Annotated in this window: 12 protein-coding genes; 6 read left to right on the top strand and 6 right to left on the bottom strand. The window is 68.2% G+C overall.

What is annotated here, in order from left to right; genetic code table 11:
• Positions 1–326: 326 nt before the first annotated feature.
• Together motA and ACXJ1Y_RS06910 are read left to right on the top strand one after the other, a co-directional pair.
• Positions 327–1,184, top strand: coding sequence for a flagellar motor stator protein MotA (gene motA, locus ACXJ1Y_RS06915; RefSeq protein WP_463849366.1), 858 nt, complete (start codon positions 327–329; stop codon positions 1,182–1,184).
• A 29-nt stretch (positions 1,185–1,213) separates the two neighbouring features.
• On the top strand, positions 1,214–2,074 hold the full coding sequence (locus ACXJ1Y_RS06910) for a flagellar motor protein MotB (RefSeq protein WP_463849365.1): 861 nt from the start codon (positions 1,214–1,216) through the stop codon (positions 2,072–2,074).
• Positions 2,075–2,144: 70 nt separating this feature from the next.
• Here the strand turns inward: ACXJ1Y_RS06910 and ACXJ1Y_RS06905 are convergent, their stop codons facing one another.
• The 3 genes from ACXJ1Y_RS06905 to arsH form a co-directional block, all read right to left on the bottom strand.
• Positions 2,145–4,682: an HWE histidine kinase domain-containing protein gene (locus ACXJ1Y_RS06905; RefSeq protein WP_463849364.1), complete on the bottom strand. Its 2,538-nt coding sequence runs from the start codon at positions 4,680–4,682 to the stop codon at positions 2,145–2,147.
• Between the two features lie 125 nt (positions 4,683–4,807).
• Positions 4,808–6,895, bottom strand: a complete 2,088-nt coding sequence (locus ACXJ1Y_RS06900) for a catalase (protein ID WP_463849363.1) — start codon at positions 6,893–6,895, stop codon at positions 4,808–4,810.
• Positions 6,896–6,975: 80 nt separating this feature from the next.
• Positions 6,976–7,710, bottom strand: coding sequence for an arsenical resistance protein ArsH (arsH, locus tag ACXJ1Y_RS06895; RefSeq protein ID WP_463849362.1), 735 nt, complete (start codon positions 7,708–7,710; stop codon positions 6,976–6,978).
• Between the two features lie 50 nt (positions 7,711–7,760).
• On the opposite strand from arsH, the gene ACXJ1Y_RS06890 reads away from it, so the two are divergent.
• The 4 genes from ACXJ1Y_RS06890 (at position 7,761) to ACXJ1Y_RS06875 (ending at position 11,050) form a co-directional block, all read left to right on the top strand.
• Positions 7,761–8,120, top strand: a complete 360-nt coding sequence (locus ACXJ1Y_RS06890; protein ID WP_463849361.1) for an ArsR/SmtB family transcription factor — start codon at positions 7,761–7,763, stop codon at positions 8,118–8,120.
• Complete coding sequence (gene arsC / locus ACXJ1Y_RS06885) at positions 8,113–8,550, top strand: arsenate reductase (glutaredoxin) (RefSeq protein ID WP_463849360.1); 438 nt, start codon at positions 8,113–8,115, stop codon at positions 8,548–8,550. Before ACXJ1Y_RS06890 ends, arsC begins: the two co-directional genes overlap by 8 nt.
• A 39-nt stretch (positions 8,551–8,589) precedes the next feature.
• Entirely contained in the window at positions 8,590–9,885 is a 1,296-nt protein-coding gene (locus tag ACXJ1Y_RS06880) for an arsenic transporter (protein WP_463849359.1), read from the top strand.
• Between the two features lie 295 nt (positions 9,886–10,180).
• Positions 10,181–11,050, top strand: a complete 870-nt coding sequence (locus ACXJ1Y_RS06875; RefSeq protein WP_463849358.1) for a Crp/Fnr family transcriptional regulator — start codon at positions 10,181–10,183, stop codon at positions 11,048–11,050.
• Between the two features lie 10 nt (positions 11,051–11,060).
• Here ACXJ1Y_RS06875 and ACXJ1Y_RS06870 read toward each other — a convergent pair whose 3' ends face one another.
• From ACXJ1Y_RS06870 to ACXJ1Y_RS06860, 3 genes are all read right to left on the bottom strand, one after another.
• Positions 11,061–11,339, bottom strand: coding sequence for a DUF6894 family protein (locus tag ACXJ1Y_RS06870; RefSeq protein WP_463849357.1), 279 nt, complete (start codon positions 11,337–11,339; stop codon positions 11,061–11,063).
• A 246-nt stretch (positions 11,340–11,585) separates the two neighbouring features.
• Positions 11,586–14,099 carry a CheR family methyltransferase gene (locus ACXJ1Y_RS06865; protein WP_463849356.1) on the bottom strand — a complete coding sequence of 838 codons (2,514 nt, stop codon included), beginning with the start codon at positions 14,097–14,099 and terminating at the stop codon, positions 11,586–11,588.
• Between the two features lie 91 nt (positions 14,100–14,190).
• Positions 14,191–14,445, bottom strand: coding sequence for a hypothetical protein (locus ACXJ1Y_RS06860; RefSeq protein ID WP_463849355.1), 255 nt, complete (start codon positions 14,443–14,445; stop codon positions 14,191–14,193).
• Positions 14,446–14,459 lie beyond the last annotated feature (14 nt).

Genomic DNA, 14,459 nt, shown 5'->3' with positions numbered 1-14,459 from the left:
CCCGGAGCATCGGCATCGGCGGGAAGACGGGTCGCGGTAATGGACACGCCTGCCTCGGGCAGGTCGGCAGCGAAACAAATCAGCTTACGGTGTAGAGGCGTCATCCTCTCTTCTGCTCATTGCTAGAAATGGATGATTGCGGTTCATTTCTCGCACACGGATTTTTAATCGACTTGCGAGAAATCCGTAGCGTGAAACTCGGTCTGGCACGGCACCGGCGTGACTCCGCACTTCGAGAAAGGGTGGGTTAGAAGCTCGGTGAGACGATGCTCCCCACTGGTAGCGTCGCGCGGGCCGTCTCTGCCGCCACGCAAGGATGGCAAATCATGCGGCTGATCGTCGGCACACTGGTCGTCTTCGCCTGCGTCTTCGGCAGCTACTCGCAGATGGGTGGCCATCTGGCCGTCCTGTGGCAGCCATACGAGTTCGTCATCATCCTCGGCGCGGCCATCGGCGCCTTCATCATCGGGAACATCGGGCCGGTGCTCAAGGCCGTGCCCGGCATGCTGCTCACGCTCGTGAAGGGCCCCAAGTACAACCAGCAATCCTATCTCGAATTGCTGGGGATGCAGTATTCCCTGTTCAAGTTCGTGAAGTCGAAGGGGGCGATGGCGCTCGAGCCGCACATCGAAAACCCGAGCGAATCGACGCTGTTCAACGCCTTCCCGACCTTCGCCGCGAACCATCACGCGGTCGAGTTCGTCTGCGATTACATGCGGATGGTGACGCTGGGCGTCAACAACGTCTACGAAATCGAAGTCCTCATGGATGAGGAGTTGGAGACGCACCACGAGGAGCAGGAGCGTCTCGTGTCGGCCATGCAGTCCCTCGCCGACGGCACGCCGGCCCTCGGCATCGTCGCCGCCGTGCTCGGCGTCATCAAGACGATGGGCGCGATCAAGGAGCCGCCGGAGGTGCTGGGACACCTGATCGGCGGCGCCCTCGTCGGCACCTTCTTTGGCGTGTTCGTCGCCTATGGCTTCTTCGGGCCGATGGCGCAGTCGCTGAAGAGCCTCTTCGCGGCCGAAGCCAAGTACTACCTGTCCCTCAAGGCGGGCCTGCTCGCCCATATCGGCGGCCAGCCGCCGGTCATGTCGATCGAATTCGCCCGCAAGTCCCTGATGAGCGAAGTCCGTCCGACCTTCAACGAAGTCGAAGAAGCGACCGCCGCGCTGCCCGCCTAGACCGGACTCAATCTCCAGCAGGGACGTCCATGGCCACGATTATCGTCAAGAAGGTCAAGAAGGCCGCCCATGGCCATCACGGCGGGGCCTGGAAGATCGCCTATGCAGATTTCGTGACCGCCATGATGGCGTTCTTCCTGCTGATGTGGCTGATCAGCATGACGACGCAGGAGCAGAAGATCGGCTTGGCGGAATACTTCGCGCCATCGGCGCTGAGCCCCACGAGCAGCGGCGCGGGCGGCATGATGTACGGCACCGCCCTCGATTCGTCCGGCAAGAAGTCGTCCACGCCCCGCGACGCGGAGACGGGTTCCGACGAACCGGACGACACGGCGCGCATGACCAAGCGGTCGCGCTCCGGCGAACTCGATACCTCCCGCTCGGCCTCCATCGCGCAGGCCAACTTCAACGCCATGGCCAGCCTTCGGCAGGCGCTCCAGACGATGCCGGACATCAACGAGCTGTCGCACAACATCGTCATCGAGCCGACCAAGGACGGCGTGAACGTGTCCCTCGTGGACGAGAACGGCCGCTCCATGTTCCGCGACGGCTCCGTCCAGCCCTACGAGCGCACCCGGCGCGTGCTGGAGACGATCGCGCCCACACTGCGCCGCCTGCCCAACCGCCTGACGATCACCGGCCACACTGCCACCGCGCGTCCGGGCGCGGCGCCGGCCGTCGAACCCTGGAACCTTACCGCCGGGCGTGCCCTCGCCGTGCGGGAGATCCTGTCGGGTGCCGGGGTGCCCAACGACAACTTCGCGTCCGTGGTGGGACGCGCCGACACCGAGCCGGTTTTCCCTGACGATCCCTACATCGCGTCGAACCGTCGGGTGACGATCACCCTGCTCAACGCGAGCCCGCCGGCCCCCCCGAACCTCCTCCGCTGACGACGCGGCGGGTCGCACCGACGCCAGCGGCCCGAAATCCCGGCTCCGGAGCCGTCGCACCGCGCGTGGCCTACCGGCCGAAGGCGATCCTCAGGCTGTCAGCCCCGTACGGCTTCTTCACCACCGGGACGTCGCCGAGTTCGGGCGGGACCTTGAAGCTCTCGCCGTAGCCGGTGGCGAAGGCGAAGGGGATGCCGAGGGCGGCGAGCTTGGTCGCCACCGCCACGCTCGTCTCGGAGCCGAGGTTCACGTCGAGCAACGCCCGGTCGGGCGGCGACGTCTCGATCAGGCGGAGCGCTTCCCGCACGGAGGCCGCCATGTCCACCGTCTCCGCCCCCATGGCGGTGAGCACCTCTTCCGCCTCCAGGGCGATGATCATGTTGTCCTCGACCACCAGCACCGTGCCCGACAGGGCGAACGGCACTTGCTTCTCGGCTTTCGCCGTCCGCACGGCCCGGGGCGGCGCGGCCCGGACGAAGGTGGCGGGGATCGCGAAGCGCGCGGTCAGCCCGGTCAGGGCGTAGCGGATTTCGGCCTCGCCGGTGAGTTCGTAGGGGATCGAGCGCTCGATGATGGTCGAGCCGAAGCCCCGGCGGCGGGGGGCCGTGACGGCGGGGCCGCCCGATTCGGACCAGTGGATGACCAGAGCGTCGAAGGCGTCCCGCTCCCAGCGCACATCCACCCGCCCGGCGCTGTCGCTCAAGGCGCCGTACTTGGCCGAGTTGGTGACGAGTTCGTGGACCACCAGCGCCATCGTCGTGAAGGCCTGCGGCTCGAGCAGCACGTCGGTCCCGTCGAGGACGACGCGGTCCGCCTTGGCGCCGAGATAGGCGGCGGCCTCGACGGTCAAAAGCTCGGCGAGGGAGCCGGGTCCCCAATTGGCGGACGTGACCTGATCGTGGGCCCGGGCGAGCGCCTGGATGCGGTCCCCGACCAGGGCGGTGAAGGTCTCCGCATCCGCCGCGCCGGCCCGGCTCTGTGTGACCACGCCCCGGATGAGGTTGAGGATGTTGCGCACCCGGTGGTTCAACTCGGCGATCAGGAGTTCCTGCCGCTCCTGCGCCTCCTTGCGCTCGCGCTCCGCCGAATCGCTCAAGCGCAGGATCACTTCGAGCAGCGTCACCCGCAGCGCCTCCGCCGTGCGGGCCTCGGCCTCCGACCAGGGCAGCGAGCGCCCCCGCACGACCTCCTGCCACGCCTCGAAGCTCTTGCGCGGGCTGAGGCGCACGCCGTTCGGGCCGGGATTGGCGGGCTTCTCCGGGTTGCCGGCCCAGGTCACCGTGCGCGCCACCTCCTTGCGGAAGAACACGAGGAAGTAGCGCGGGGTGCGCGAGACCGGCACCGCGAGCATCCCGGCCGCACGCTCGGTGAAGTCGCGGGCCGGCTCGTGGAAGCGTCCGATCTCATCGACGGCGTAGATCCGGCTCGCGGCCGTGCGGTTGAGGAAGCGGACGAGGCCGGTGAACTCCTCGCGGGTCGGCGTCATCCCCTGCAGGGTGATCGCGCCGTTCACCCACAGGCCGAGCCCGTCGCAGGCGACGATGCCGGACAGTTCCTCGGCGAAATCGGACAGGCCGTCGAGGCCCGTGCCGCCGGAGGCCATGGCGCTCATCAGGCGGTTGTGCGTCTCCCGCGACAGGGCTTCCTGCGCGGCCACGACCTCCCGTTCGCGGCTCTCCAGGATCCAGGAGAACATCTGGCCGAACAACTCCGCCGCCGTGCGCCGCTCCAGGGAGATGTGGCGCGGCTCGGTGTGATGGCAGGCTAACAGGCCCCACAGGCGCCCGCCCCGCATGATCGAGACGGAGAGCGAGGCGGCCACACCCATGTTGCGCAGATATTCGAGATGGATCGGCGAGACCGTACGCAGCGTCGAGAGCGACAGGTCGAGGGGCTCGCCCGTGGGGTCGCGGGGCGGCACGACGGGGATGGCCGGGGCATCGACGTCGGCGATGATGCGCAGCCAGTTCCGCTCGTAGAGCGCCCTCGCCTGCTTCGGGATGTCCGAGGCGGGATAATGGAGGCCGAGATAGCGGTCGAGACCGGAGCGCACCGCCTCCGCGATGACCTCCCCCGAGCCGTCGGGGGCGAAGCGGTAGACCATGACGCGGTCGAACCCGATCAGCGCCCGCATCTGGCGGGCGGCCTCGCGGCACAGGGGCTCGAAGTCGGCCGTATGCTGGAGACGGGCGACCATCGAGCGGACGAGGTTGCCGGCGCTGAGGTGCTCCGTGGCGCAGGGCTCGGCCTCGATGACGATGGATCCGCCGGACACGTGCAGGGCGACGTCGAAGGGCGGCCGGCCGGGAATCAGGTTCACCCCGAACACCCGGTCGAAGGCGTCCGGGCCGCGCAGGGTTTGAAGGTGGCCGCGCAGGAGGTGGATGGCCTCGCCGTCGAGGATCGCGTCGAGGGGCAGGCCGAGCAGGTCCTCCGCCGCGCGTCCGAGCGGGTCCGCCACGTTGGCGCTGGCGCGGGTGACGATCCAGTCGGCCGAGACGGCGAGCAGGAAGCCGAACGGCTGGATCGCGCCGAGCACGTGGATCGGCTCGCGGTCGCAGGTGGTGAGGTCGATGGTCTGACCGCGTTCGTCCGGGCTCGGCTTCATCCGCGCCGCGGCGTTTCGGGACTGGTCACGGGAAGTCCTTGCAGCGTCGATCGAGTCCGGCGCGGTCGAGACGGGACGATCGCCCGAGATTATCATCATCCCGGGCGATCGTCCCCCTCGTGCGGTCAGGCCAGGGTGCGGACCTTCGGCTCGCGGTCCCAGTACCGCTTCTTCGCCGCCTCGACGAAGCCGCCGAGATCGGTGACGCCCTCGTCCGCCTCGACGCCCGCCTTATCGAGCAGCGGCTTGGCGGCGGCGTTGGCGCCGATGGCCTTCAGGTGCCCGAAGGCGTCCATCACCCACTGCACCGCAGCGGCTTCCTTCACGAGCTTGCCGGCGGCCTTCTCGGAGAGGATCACCGCGCAGCCATCGACCGTCACCGAGGGCTGGCCGAACAGTTGCGCGTCGGCGGCGATGGCCGAGCCGTCGGAGAGCGGCACCTTGCCGACCTTCGGGGCGATGGTCATCGCGTGGCCGCCCGCCGCCTTGATCGCCTTCTTCAGCGCCTTCAGCTCGCCCGCATCCGTCCCGTCGGCGATCAAGATGCCGATGGTGCGGCCTTCCAGCGTGTGCCGCTCGAGGGGACCCCGGATGATGCGCAGGGCCGGCGACGGCGCCATGTCCAGGACCGGCGCGGCGGTCGGCGAGGCGGGGGGCAGGTCCATCGCCAGCCCGTCGGCGACGCGGGTCGCCAGATCCTCATCGACGTTGCGCAGGTTGGCGAGCATCGTCAGCCGGATGTGCTCCAGGCTCACCTTGGACAGTTCGAAGACCAGCGCGGAGGCGATGTGCGCCTGTTCGGCCGGGTCCATGGACCGGAAGAACAGCCGCGCCTGGCTGTAATGGTCGGCGAAGCTCTCCGGCCGGATGCGCAGCTTCTGCCCCTCCTCCTCCGACGGGAAGGTCACGTAGCCCTTGGAGGCGTCCTCGCGGGCGCCGCCCGGCTCGCCCGCGCGGGCGAGGCTGTTCGGCTCGTAGTTGGCGCGGCCCTTCGGCACCGCCATCTGCATGTGGCCGTCCCGCTGCTGGTTCATGAACGGGCAGCCCGCCGCCGCCGCGCGCCCCTTCGCGGCGTTGATCGGCAGCTGGTGGAAGTTCACCGAGCCGAGCCGCGAGAGCTGGGTGTCCGTGTAGCTGAACAGCCGGCCCTGGAGCAGCGGATCGTTCGAGAAGCCGATGCCCGGCACCACGTGGCTCGGCACGAAGGCCGCCTGCTCGGTTTCCGCGAAGTAGTTGTCCGGGTAGCGGTCGAGGACCATCTTGCCGACGATGCGGACGGGAAGCACCTCCTCGGGGATGATCTTGGTGGCGTCGAGGACGTCGTAGGGCTGGCTGTTGGCGAATTCCTCGTCGAACAGCTGGACGCCGAGTTCCCAGGTCGGGAAGTCGCCGCGCCCGATGCGCTCGAACAGGTCGCGGCGCTGGAAGTCCGGATCGGCTCCGGCGATCTTCACGGTCTCGTCCCAGATGGTCGAGGCGAGGCCGGCCTTGGGCTTCCAGTGGAACTTGACGAAGGTGCTCTTCCCTTCCTTGTTGATGAACCGGAAGGTGTGGACGCCGAAGCCCTCCATGTTGGCGAAGGTGCGCGGCAGCGTCCGGTCCGACATCGCCCACATGATCATGTGGGTCGATTCGGGCATGAGGCTGATGAAGTCCCAGAACGTGTCGTGGGCGGTGGCCGCCTGCGGATAGCCCCGGTCGGCCTCCATCTTGGCGGCGTGGATCAGGTCCGGGAACTTGATCGCATCCTGGATGAAGAAGACCGGGATGTTGTTGCCGACGAGGTCCCAGTTGCCCTCGCGGGTGTAGAACTTGACGGCGAAGCCGCGCACGTCGCGCGGCGTGTCGATCGAGCCCGCGCCGCCCGCCACGGTGGAGAAGCGGGTGAACACCTCGGTGCGCTGGCCCTTCTTCTGGAACAGGTCGGCGGCGGTGACGTCCGCAAGGCTCTCCGTGCACTCGAAGTAGCCATGGGCGGCCGAGCCGCGCGCATGGACGATCCGCTCCGGGATGCGCTCGTGATCGAAGTGGTTGATCTTCTCGCGGTAGACCTCGTCCTCGAGGAGGACGGGCCCGCGCGGCCCGGCCTTGAGCTGGTTCTGGTTATCGGAGACCGGCGTGCCGTGGTTGGTGGTCAGCACGGGGTGGTCGGCGTCGGCATTCTGGTGGGTCTCGCCACCGTGGCCGGCGTTGAGCGAGGTGAGTTCGGTCATGGCATCCCTTCATGGTCCAGGTTGCCAACCGAGGCCGAGCCCTCAAGTATCCCGGCCATCGAACGTCGCGGCCACGGTTCTCACGCGGCGCCCGCCGAAGGGCGGGGCGAGGCGCGATGCGGGTCGCGCTCCTTCCGCTCGCTGTAGCGGTCCACGAGGGCGTCGGCCCGCTCCCGGGTCAGGAGCGTGAACTTCATCAGTTCCTCGCACACGTCCACGACGCGGTCGTAGAGCGGCCCCGGCTTCATCCGGCCGGCCTCGTCGAACTCCTTGTAGGCCATCGGCACGCTGGACTGGTTCGGGATGGTGATCATCCGCATCCAGCGGCCGAGGATGCGCAGGGCGTTGACGGCGTTAAAGCTCTGCGAGCCGCCGGACACCTGCATGACGGCGAGGGTGCGCCCCTGGGTCGGCCGCACGCTGCCCTCGCCCAGGGGGAGCCAGTCGATCTGGCTCTTCATCACGCCGGTCAGGGTGCCGTGCCGCTCCGGCGACACCCACACGTGGCCCTCGGACCAGAGCGAGAGACCGAGGAGTTCCCGCACCTTCGGATGATCGGCGGTGGTGTCGTCGGGCAGCGGAAGGCCGTCCGCGTGGAAGATCCGCACCTCGGCGCCCATGGCTTCGAGGAGCCGGGCGGCCTCGTAGGCCAGGAAGCGGCTGAACGAGCGCGTGCGGAGCGACCCGTAGAGGATCAGGATACGCGGCGCGTGCGCGAAGGGCGCCGCCTCCCCGTCGTCTCGGGCTGGCACCGCGAAATGCGCCGGGCTCACGTTCGGAAGGCCATCCGTGAAGGGCTGCGAGGGCTTGCTCAAGGACGCTCCTTTTCATACGATCAAACGATCGTTTGAAGATTGTAGCGAAAATGGACGAGCCGCAAGCCCTCGCCGCGTTCGCGGCCCTGGCCCAGGAACACCGCCTGCGTCTGGTGCGGGCGCTCGTGATCGCCGGCCCCGAGGGCCTGGCGTCCGGCGTTCTGGCCGAAGCGGTGGGCGTCTCCGCCGCCAGCGTGTCGCATCACCTCAAGGAGTTGAGCCATGCCGGGCTGGTCGCCTCCCGGCGGGAGGGGCGCTCGATCATCTACAGCGCCGCCTACCCGGTCCTGTCCGACCTGATCGCCTTCCTGATGAGCGATTGCTGCCAAGGCCGCCCGGAGGTCTGCACCCCGGCCCTGGCCGCGTTGGCCACCTGCTGCCCCGCCGCCGGAGACACCGCCCATGCCTGAGCCGTTCGATGTCGTGATCTACCACAACCCGGAATGCGGCACGTCCCGCAACACCCTGGCGATGATCCGCAATGCGGGCGTCGAGCCGCATGTGATCGAGTACCTCAAGACGCCGCCCGCGCGGGCGCTGCTCGTGCAGCTCCTGGACCGGGCCGGCCTGCCGGTGCGCGCCGTGCTGCGGGAGAAGGGCACGCCCTTCGCGGACCTGAACCTCGGCGATCCGGCGCTGACGGACGCGCAACGGCTCGATGCCATCGCGGCCCACCCGATCCTCCTCAACCGACCGCTGGTGGTGAGCCCCAGGGGCGTGCGCCTGTGCCGGCCCTCCGAGGCCGTGCTCGACCTCCTGCCGCCGCAGCGGGGCGAGTTCGTCAAGGAGGATGGCGAGCCGGTCGTGGACGCGCACGGCCGCCGCGTCGCCACCGCCTGAGCCCCACCCCAGCCCAGCCCACACGAAGACACCGCCCGGATGCTCGCGCTCGCCCTCTTCCTCGTCACCCTCGTGTTCGTCATCTGGCAGCCCGGGGGCCTCGGGATCGGGTGGAGCGCGCTCGCCGGCGCGGGCGTGGCCCTCGCCACGGGCGTCATCCAGCCGGGCGACATTCCCGTGGTCTGGCACATCGTCTGGGACGCGACGTTCACCTTCGTGGCGCTGATCGTCATCTCGCTGCTGCTCGACGAGGCCGGGTTCTTCCACTGGGCGGCCCTGCACATCGCACGCTGGGGCGGCGGCCGGGGCCGGCTCCTGTTCCCGCTGGTCGTGCTCCTCGGGGCGGCCATCGCGGCGGTGTTCGCCAACGACGGGGCGGCGCTGCTGCTGACCCCGATCGTGCTGGCGATCCTGCTCCGGCTCGATTTCCCGCCGTCGGCGGCCCTGGCGTTCATCGTCGCCTGCGGGTTCGTGGCCGACTCGACCTCCCTGCCGCTGGTGATCTCCAACCTCGTCAACATCGTCTCCGCCAACTTCTTCGACGTGACCTTCGGCCGGTACGCGGCGGTGATGGTCCCGGTGAACCTCGTCTCCCTGGCGGTGACGCTGGGGGTGTTGTGGGCCTATTTCCGGCGCGACGTGCCGGCGGCCTACCCGGTGGAGGCCCTGGAACGCCCGGCCTCCGCGATCCGCGATCCGCTGGTGTTCCGGGCGGCGTTCCCGCTGCTCGGCCTGCTGCTGCTCGCCTACTTCCTCACGGCGCCGTTCGGCGTGCCGGTCTCGGCCGTCACCTGTGCCGGCGCGGCGGTGCTCCTGCTCCTGGCGAACCGGGGCGGGATCATTCCCATCCGCAGGGTGCTGGCCGGCGCCCCCTGGCAGATCGTCCTGTTCAGCCTCGGCATGTATCTCGTGGTCTACGGCCTGAGGAATGCCGGCCTGACGGAGGCGCTGGCGACGGGGCTGGTGTGGCTCGCCGGGCATGGCCCGTGGATCGCCACCCTCGGCACCGGCTTTGCCGCCGCGATCCTGTCGTCGGTGATGAACAACATGCCGAGCGTGCTGATCGGGGCGCTCTCGATCCAGCAGGCGCCGGACCTGTCGCCGCTGACCCGTGAGTTGATGGTCTACGCCAACGTGATCGGATGCGACCTCGGGCCGAAGTTCACGCCCATCGGCAGCCTCGCCACCCTGCTCTGGCTGCATGTCCTCGCCAGCAAGGGCCAGAGGATCACCTGGGGCCAGTACATGAAGGTCGGCCTGGTCATCACGCCGCCCGTGCTGCTGGTCACGCTGCTGGCGCTGGCGGCCTGGCTGCCCCTCCTCGGTGCGCGTTAGTCGCGCGGCCGGATGATTCGGCCCGACATCAGGCGAGGAAATCGATCACCTTTTCATCTGTCGCCACACACCAAACGGCAGGAATAACGGCAAATTGTCTTAGCAATGGGACCGATCTGAGAATAGAAATAAAGTAAGTTGTATACGTGGGGGCTTCAGCCTACTACTCTGTGGCATGTCCCAGGGATCTGGTTCTGCAGCCCAGTTTGGGATGCATTCAAAGGAAATCGCGTCCGTTCTCGGCATCACTGTCGAGCAACTTCACGCCGAAACCGCGCCTGCGGCCGTGGAAGAGATGATCGGTCTCCTTCGCGCCTATATCGGCATCGCGGACGTGCAGGGGCGTCGGCGGGTGCTGAGCACGGTCCGGCAGGAGGTCAAGCGAAGCGTCCCGGCCCTGCTCGACGGGAGCGAGGACGGTCGCCCGGGCGATCACGCGGGACACGCGGTCTTCGAGCCCCTCATCAGCAAGCTCAGGCACGGCGCGGACCTCAAGGAGGCCGATTGCGACCGGCTGGCACGGCTCGCGGGGATCCGGCGGATCGGCGCGCGCCAGCAGATCGTCCTGCAGGGCGACCGCCCCGAGAACGTCTACGTCGTCCTCGACGGGTTCGCCTGCCGCTACAAGGTCCTGCGCCAGGGCAAGAGCCAGATCATGGCCCTGCTCGTTCCCGGCGACTTCACCGACCTGCACGGCGCGGTCCTCGGGACGATGGATCACGGCATCATGGCCGTGTCGGCCTGCACCGTCGCGGAACTGCCGCGCACCGCGATCCTCGAATTGATCGAGAACCATCCGCGGATCTGCCACGCCTTCCACTGGGCGACCCTGGTCGACGGGGCGATCCTGCGCGAATGGCTGGTGAACATGGCCCTGCGCGAGGCGCCGCAGCAGATCGCGCATCTGTTCTGCGAGTTGCTCGTCCGCCTCCGGACGGCGGGTGTGGGCGATGCGAACAGCTATCCGTTCCCCCTCACCCAGCAGGAACTCGCGGAGGTGCTCGGCCTCACATCCGTCCACGTCAACCGGACGCTGCAATATCTGCGCGACGATGGACTGATCGTCCTGCGCAGGCGCCGGCTCATCATTCCCGACGTGGATCGCCTGAAAGCCTATTGCGACTTCAATCCCGATTACCTGCACCTCAGCCGGCGCATCGAGTGACGCCGGCCGGTCAGCCGAAGGCGTCCGTCTCGACCTCGGGTATCGGCGTGTCGCCCATCCACAACCCGGCGAAGGTCAGCGTCGCCGTGTAGACGGTACTGTCGTTCTCGTCCCGCACGAGCACGGTGAAGGCCTGCCGGTCGCCATCCATCGGAATCAGGTCGCAGGCGATCTGCGGCAGCGTCTGCATGGCCTCGAAGCGAACGCCGCGGAAGCCATCGCATTCCAACCCGATCGCGTCGCGACGCAGCGATAGGCCGTCGTGAATATCGAAGAAGTAGCGAGGCATGCCTCTCCCACTGTTCGGGGCGGGAGCGCATGCGTCTACCAGCCGCCGGCGCCCATATTACGCTGCCCGCGATAATGCAGTTATATAGCAGTTCCTCAGCCGTTTCACTCACAATAGTGAGTTTTTGCGAGCATGCCGCCGCTATCGCGCCAGTTCTTTAAAGGTGCTCCGCCAAGATCATTTTCTCAAGAGCGCAGCTTTTTTTGACGAAGCCGGATCATAGGGGGCCGGACGGCCCCTCCCCGATCATGACTCTTCGCGCAGGTTGGTGAAGTTCGCGACGATTCCGGGCAACCGGTTGCCCTTCCGGGTCGAGGCGATCAGCCGGACCCGGTATCGCGCGCCATCCGCCCCATCGACCGTCCGCTCGCACGGCTGGTTCTCCATGAGCACCGCCGGGATTTCGTCCTCCAGCCAGGACAGGGGGATCGGCGCCGAGAAATTGCGCAGAGAGCGGCCGACATCGCTGGGCTGAAGGCCGAAGATCTGTGCCGCCGCATTCGTGAACATGCGGATCCGGAGATCGGGCGTCAGCAGCACGCTCGCCATATTCGTGCCCTCGAACAGCAACGACTGGTCGTCGGTCATCTGGTCGATGGCTTCGATCTTCGCCGCCAGCTCGGAATTGACCGTCTGAAGCTCCTCGTTCAGCGACTGCGTCTCCTCCTTCGAGGCTTCGAGTTCCTCGTTCGCCGCCTGCATCTCCTCGTTGACGGAGTAGAGTTCCTCGTTCGAGGATTTCAGCTCCTCCAGGGACGTCTCGTACTCCTCGATGACGGCCTGAAGCCGCTCGCGCATGCTGGTCAGTTCGCGCTCCAGCCCCTGGATCACGGCGTCCCGCTCGTCCGACTCCAGGCTCTGCTGCCGCTCCCGCGTGACCGGGGGGGCCGCCTCATTGAACACGACGAGGAACAACGGCTCGGTCTCGCCGGGCGAGGGCAGCGGCTTGACGACGAGGGAGACCGTCTGGAGACGGCCATCGGGCAGTTCGACGCCGATGCCCCCGCGCACGACCCGCGTATTCCCCTCGATCGCCTCGCGCAGAGCCGTCCGCAATTCCAGGCGCAGCCCCTTGCGCGCCATCGCGGCCAATTCGCGGGTCGGCTGGCCCGCGACGACCTCCAGGTGGTCGCCGATCCGCGACGAGTAGTGCACGGCTTCGCCCGTCCGCGTCACGACCGCGTGCGGCGGGGTGAACTCGGCCAGCATCTGGGCCTCCACCGCGTGCCGCAGGGCCATGTGTGTCGTCGCGTTGCGCCGCCGGTGCTGTCCGACGCTGGCGAAGCTCGGCGTCTCGGGGCCGGACATCGCCGGCAGCCGCGCGAGCACCACCGCGTCGCGGGCCTGGAAGATGCGGTGCCGCTTGTCGATCGTATCGAACAGGTCCTCGAAGCGCGTCACGTTCTCGGCCATGCCGATGAACAGGTATCCGCGCGGACGCAGCGCATAGTGCAGCACCGGCATCAATTGCTGCTGCGCCTCGACCCCGAGATAGATCAACAGGTTGCGGCAGGAGACGAGATCGAGCCGGGAGAACGGCGGATCGCGCAGGACGCTGTGCGGGGCGAAGGTGCACAGGTCGCGCAGGTCCTTGCCGACCATCACGCTGCTGCCCTCGGTCACGAAGTTCCTCGCGATCCGCTCGGGCGAGACGGCGTCGAGATAGGCCCGCGGGTATCGCCCGGCGCGGGCGACGGTGAGGGAGCGCTCGTCGATGTCCGTGGCGAAGATCTGCACGCGCGGCGGATCGGAAAGGGCCGCCATGTGCTCGCGCAGGAGGATGGCCAGCGAGTAGACCTCCTCGCCCGTGGAGCAGGCCGGCACCCAGATCCGCACCACGTCGGACGACGACCGGTTCTCGAACAGCTTCGGGACGACCTGCGTCGCGAGGGCGTCGAAGGCGGCGGTGTCGCGGAAGAAGTTGGTCACGCCGATCAGCAGGTCCCGGAACAGCGCCCCGACCTCGGCCGAATCCACGCGCAGCAGCTTGAGGTAGCCGCTCGGCCCGGAGGCCCCGATGATGCTGATGCGCCGTTGCAGGCGGCGGATGAAGGTGCTGGGCTTGTAGCCGGAGAAGTCGTGGCCGACCTGCCGCCGCAGGATGCCGAAGGTTTCCTTGAGGAATTCGGCGTCGATCTCGTCGTTCGCCAGGTCCTCATCCGAGGCCGGGGAGGCGGCGCGATCCGTGAGGATGTGGGCGGCGATCCGGTCCCCCATCCGCTCGGCCGTCTCGCCGAAATCGACGAAGCCGGTGCGCATCGCGCTGATCGGCATGTCGGCGGCTTCCGGGCCGTAGCCGTCCGCCACCTGGGCCAGCGTCAGGCCGCCATATTCCTTGATCGCCTTGACGCCGATGGCGCCGTCGCCGTCCCCGCCGGACAGGATCACGCCGACCGCACGCTCGCCCTGGTCGATCGCCAGGGCGGTGAGGAACAGGTCGATCGGCTTCGTCTCCCGGCCTTCCGGCCCGAGCGGCCTCAGGGTCAGCCGGCCGTCCGCGATGCCGAGGGTATGGCCGGAGGGCATGACGTAGACGTGGCCCGGCCGCACCGCCACGCCGGCGGTGGCGGCCACGACCGTGAGCGGGGTGAAGCGGGCCAGAACATCCGGGAGGAGGCTTTCATGCTGCGGGCTGAGATGCGTCACGACGACGAAGGCCGCCGCGAGCGTCTCCGGCACCCCGCGGAAGAAGCCGCGCATGGCCTCGATGCCGCCGGCCGACGCGCCGATGCCGATGATCGGGAAGTGATCCTGGTCCATGATCGTGTTCTAAACCTCACGGCCGATGCCACGGCGCCGATCGAGCCGAGCATCGCCGGGCTTGGCCATGTGTCGGGGACGGCGTTCCCGATCAACCGTCGTGAATGGCTTCCTGCACGACATAGGACAGGCAGCGGGCCCGTGCCTCGGGACTTTTCAACCGCACGAACAGGCGCAGCAGCGCAAGGACCTGGGCCGACGCGTCCAGGTCCATCCCGGCCGTCGCGATGTCCGGACCGGCCGCCGGGTCGGCGGCGAGGAAGGCCTCGACCGGCACCCCGAGGGTGGAGGCGATGCGGCCCAGCGCGTTGGCGTGACCCTCGCCGTGCGGATCTTCACCGATCATGTGCCCTCTTCGCT

The sequence above is a fragment of the Methylobacterium sp. TK26 genome, from assembly GCF_055361565.1.
This window is presented reverse-complemented; position numbering and strand designations above follow the sequence as displayed.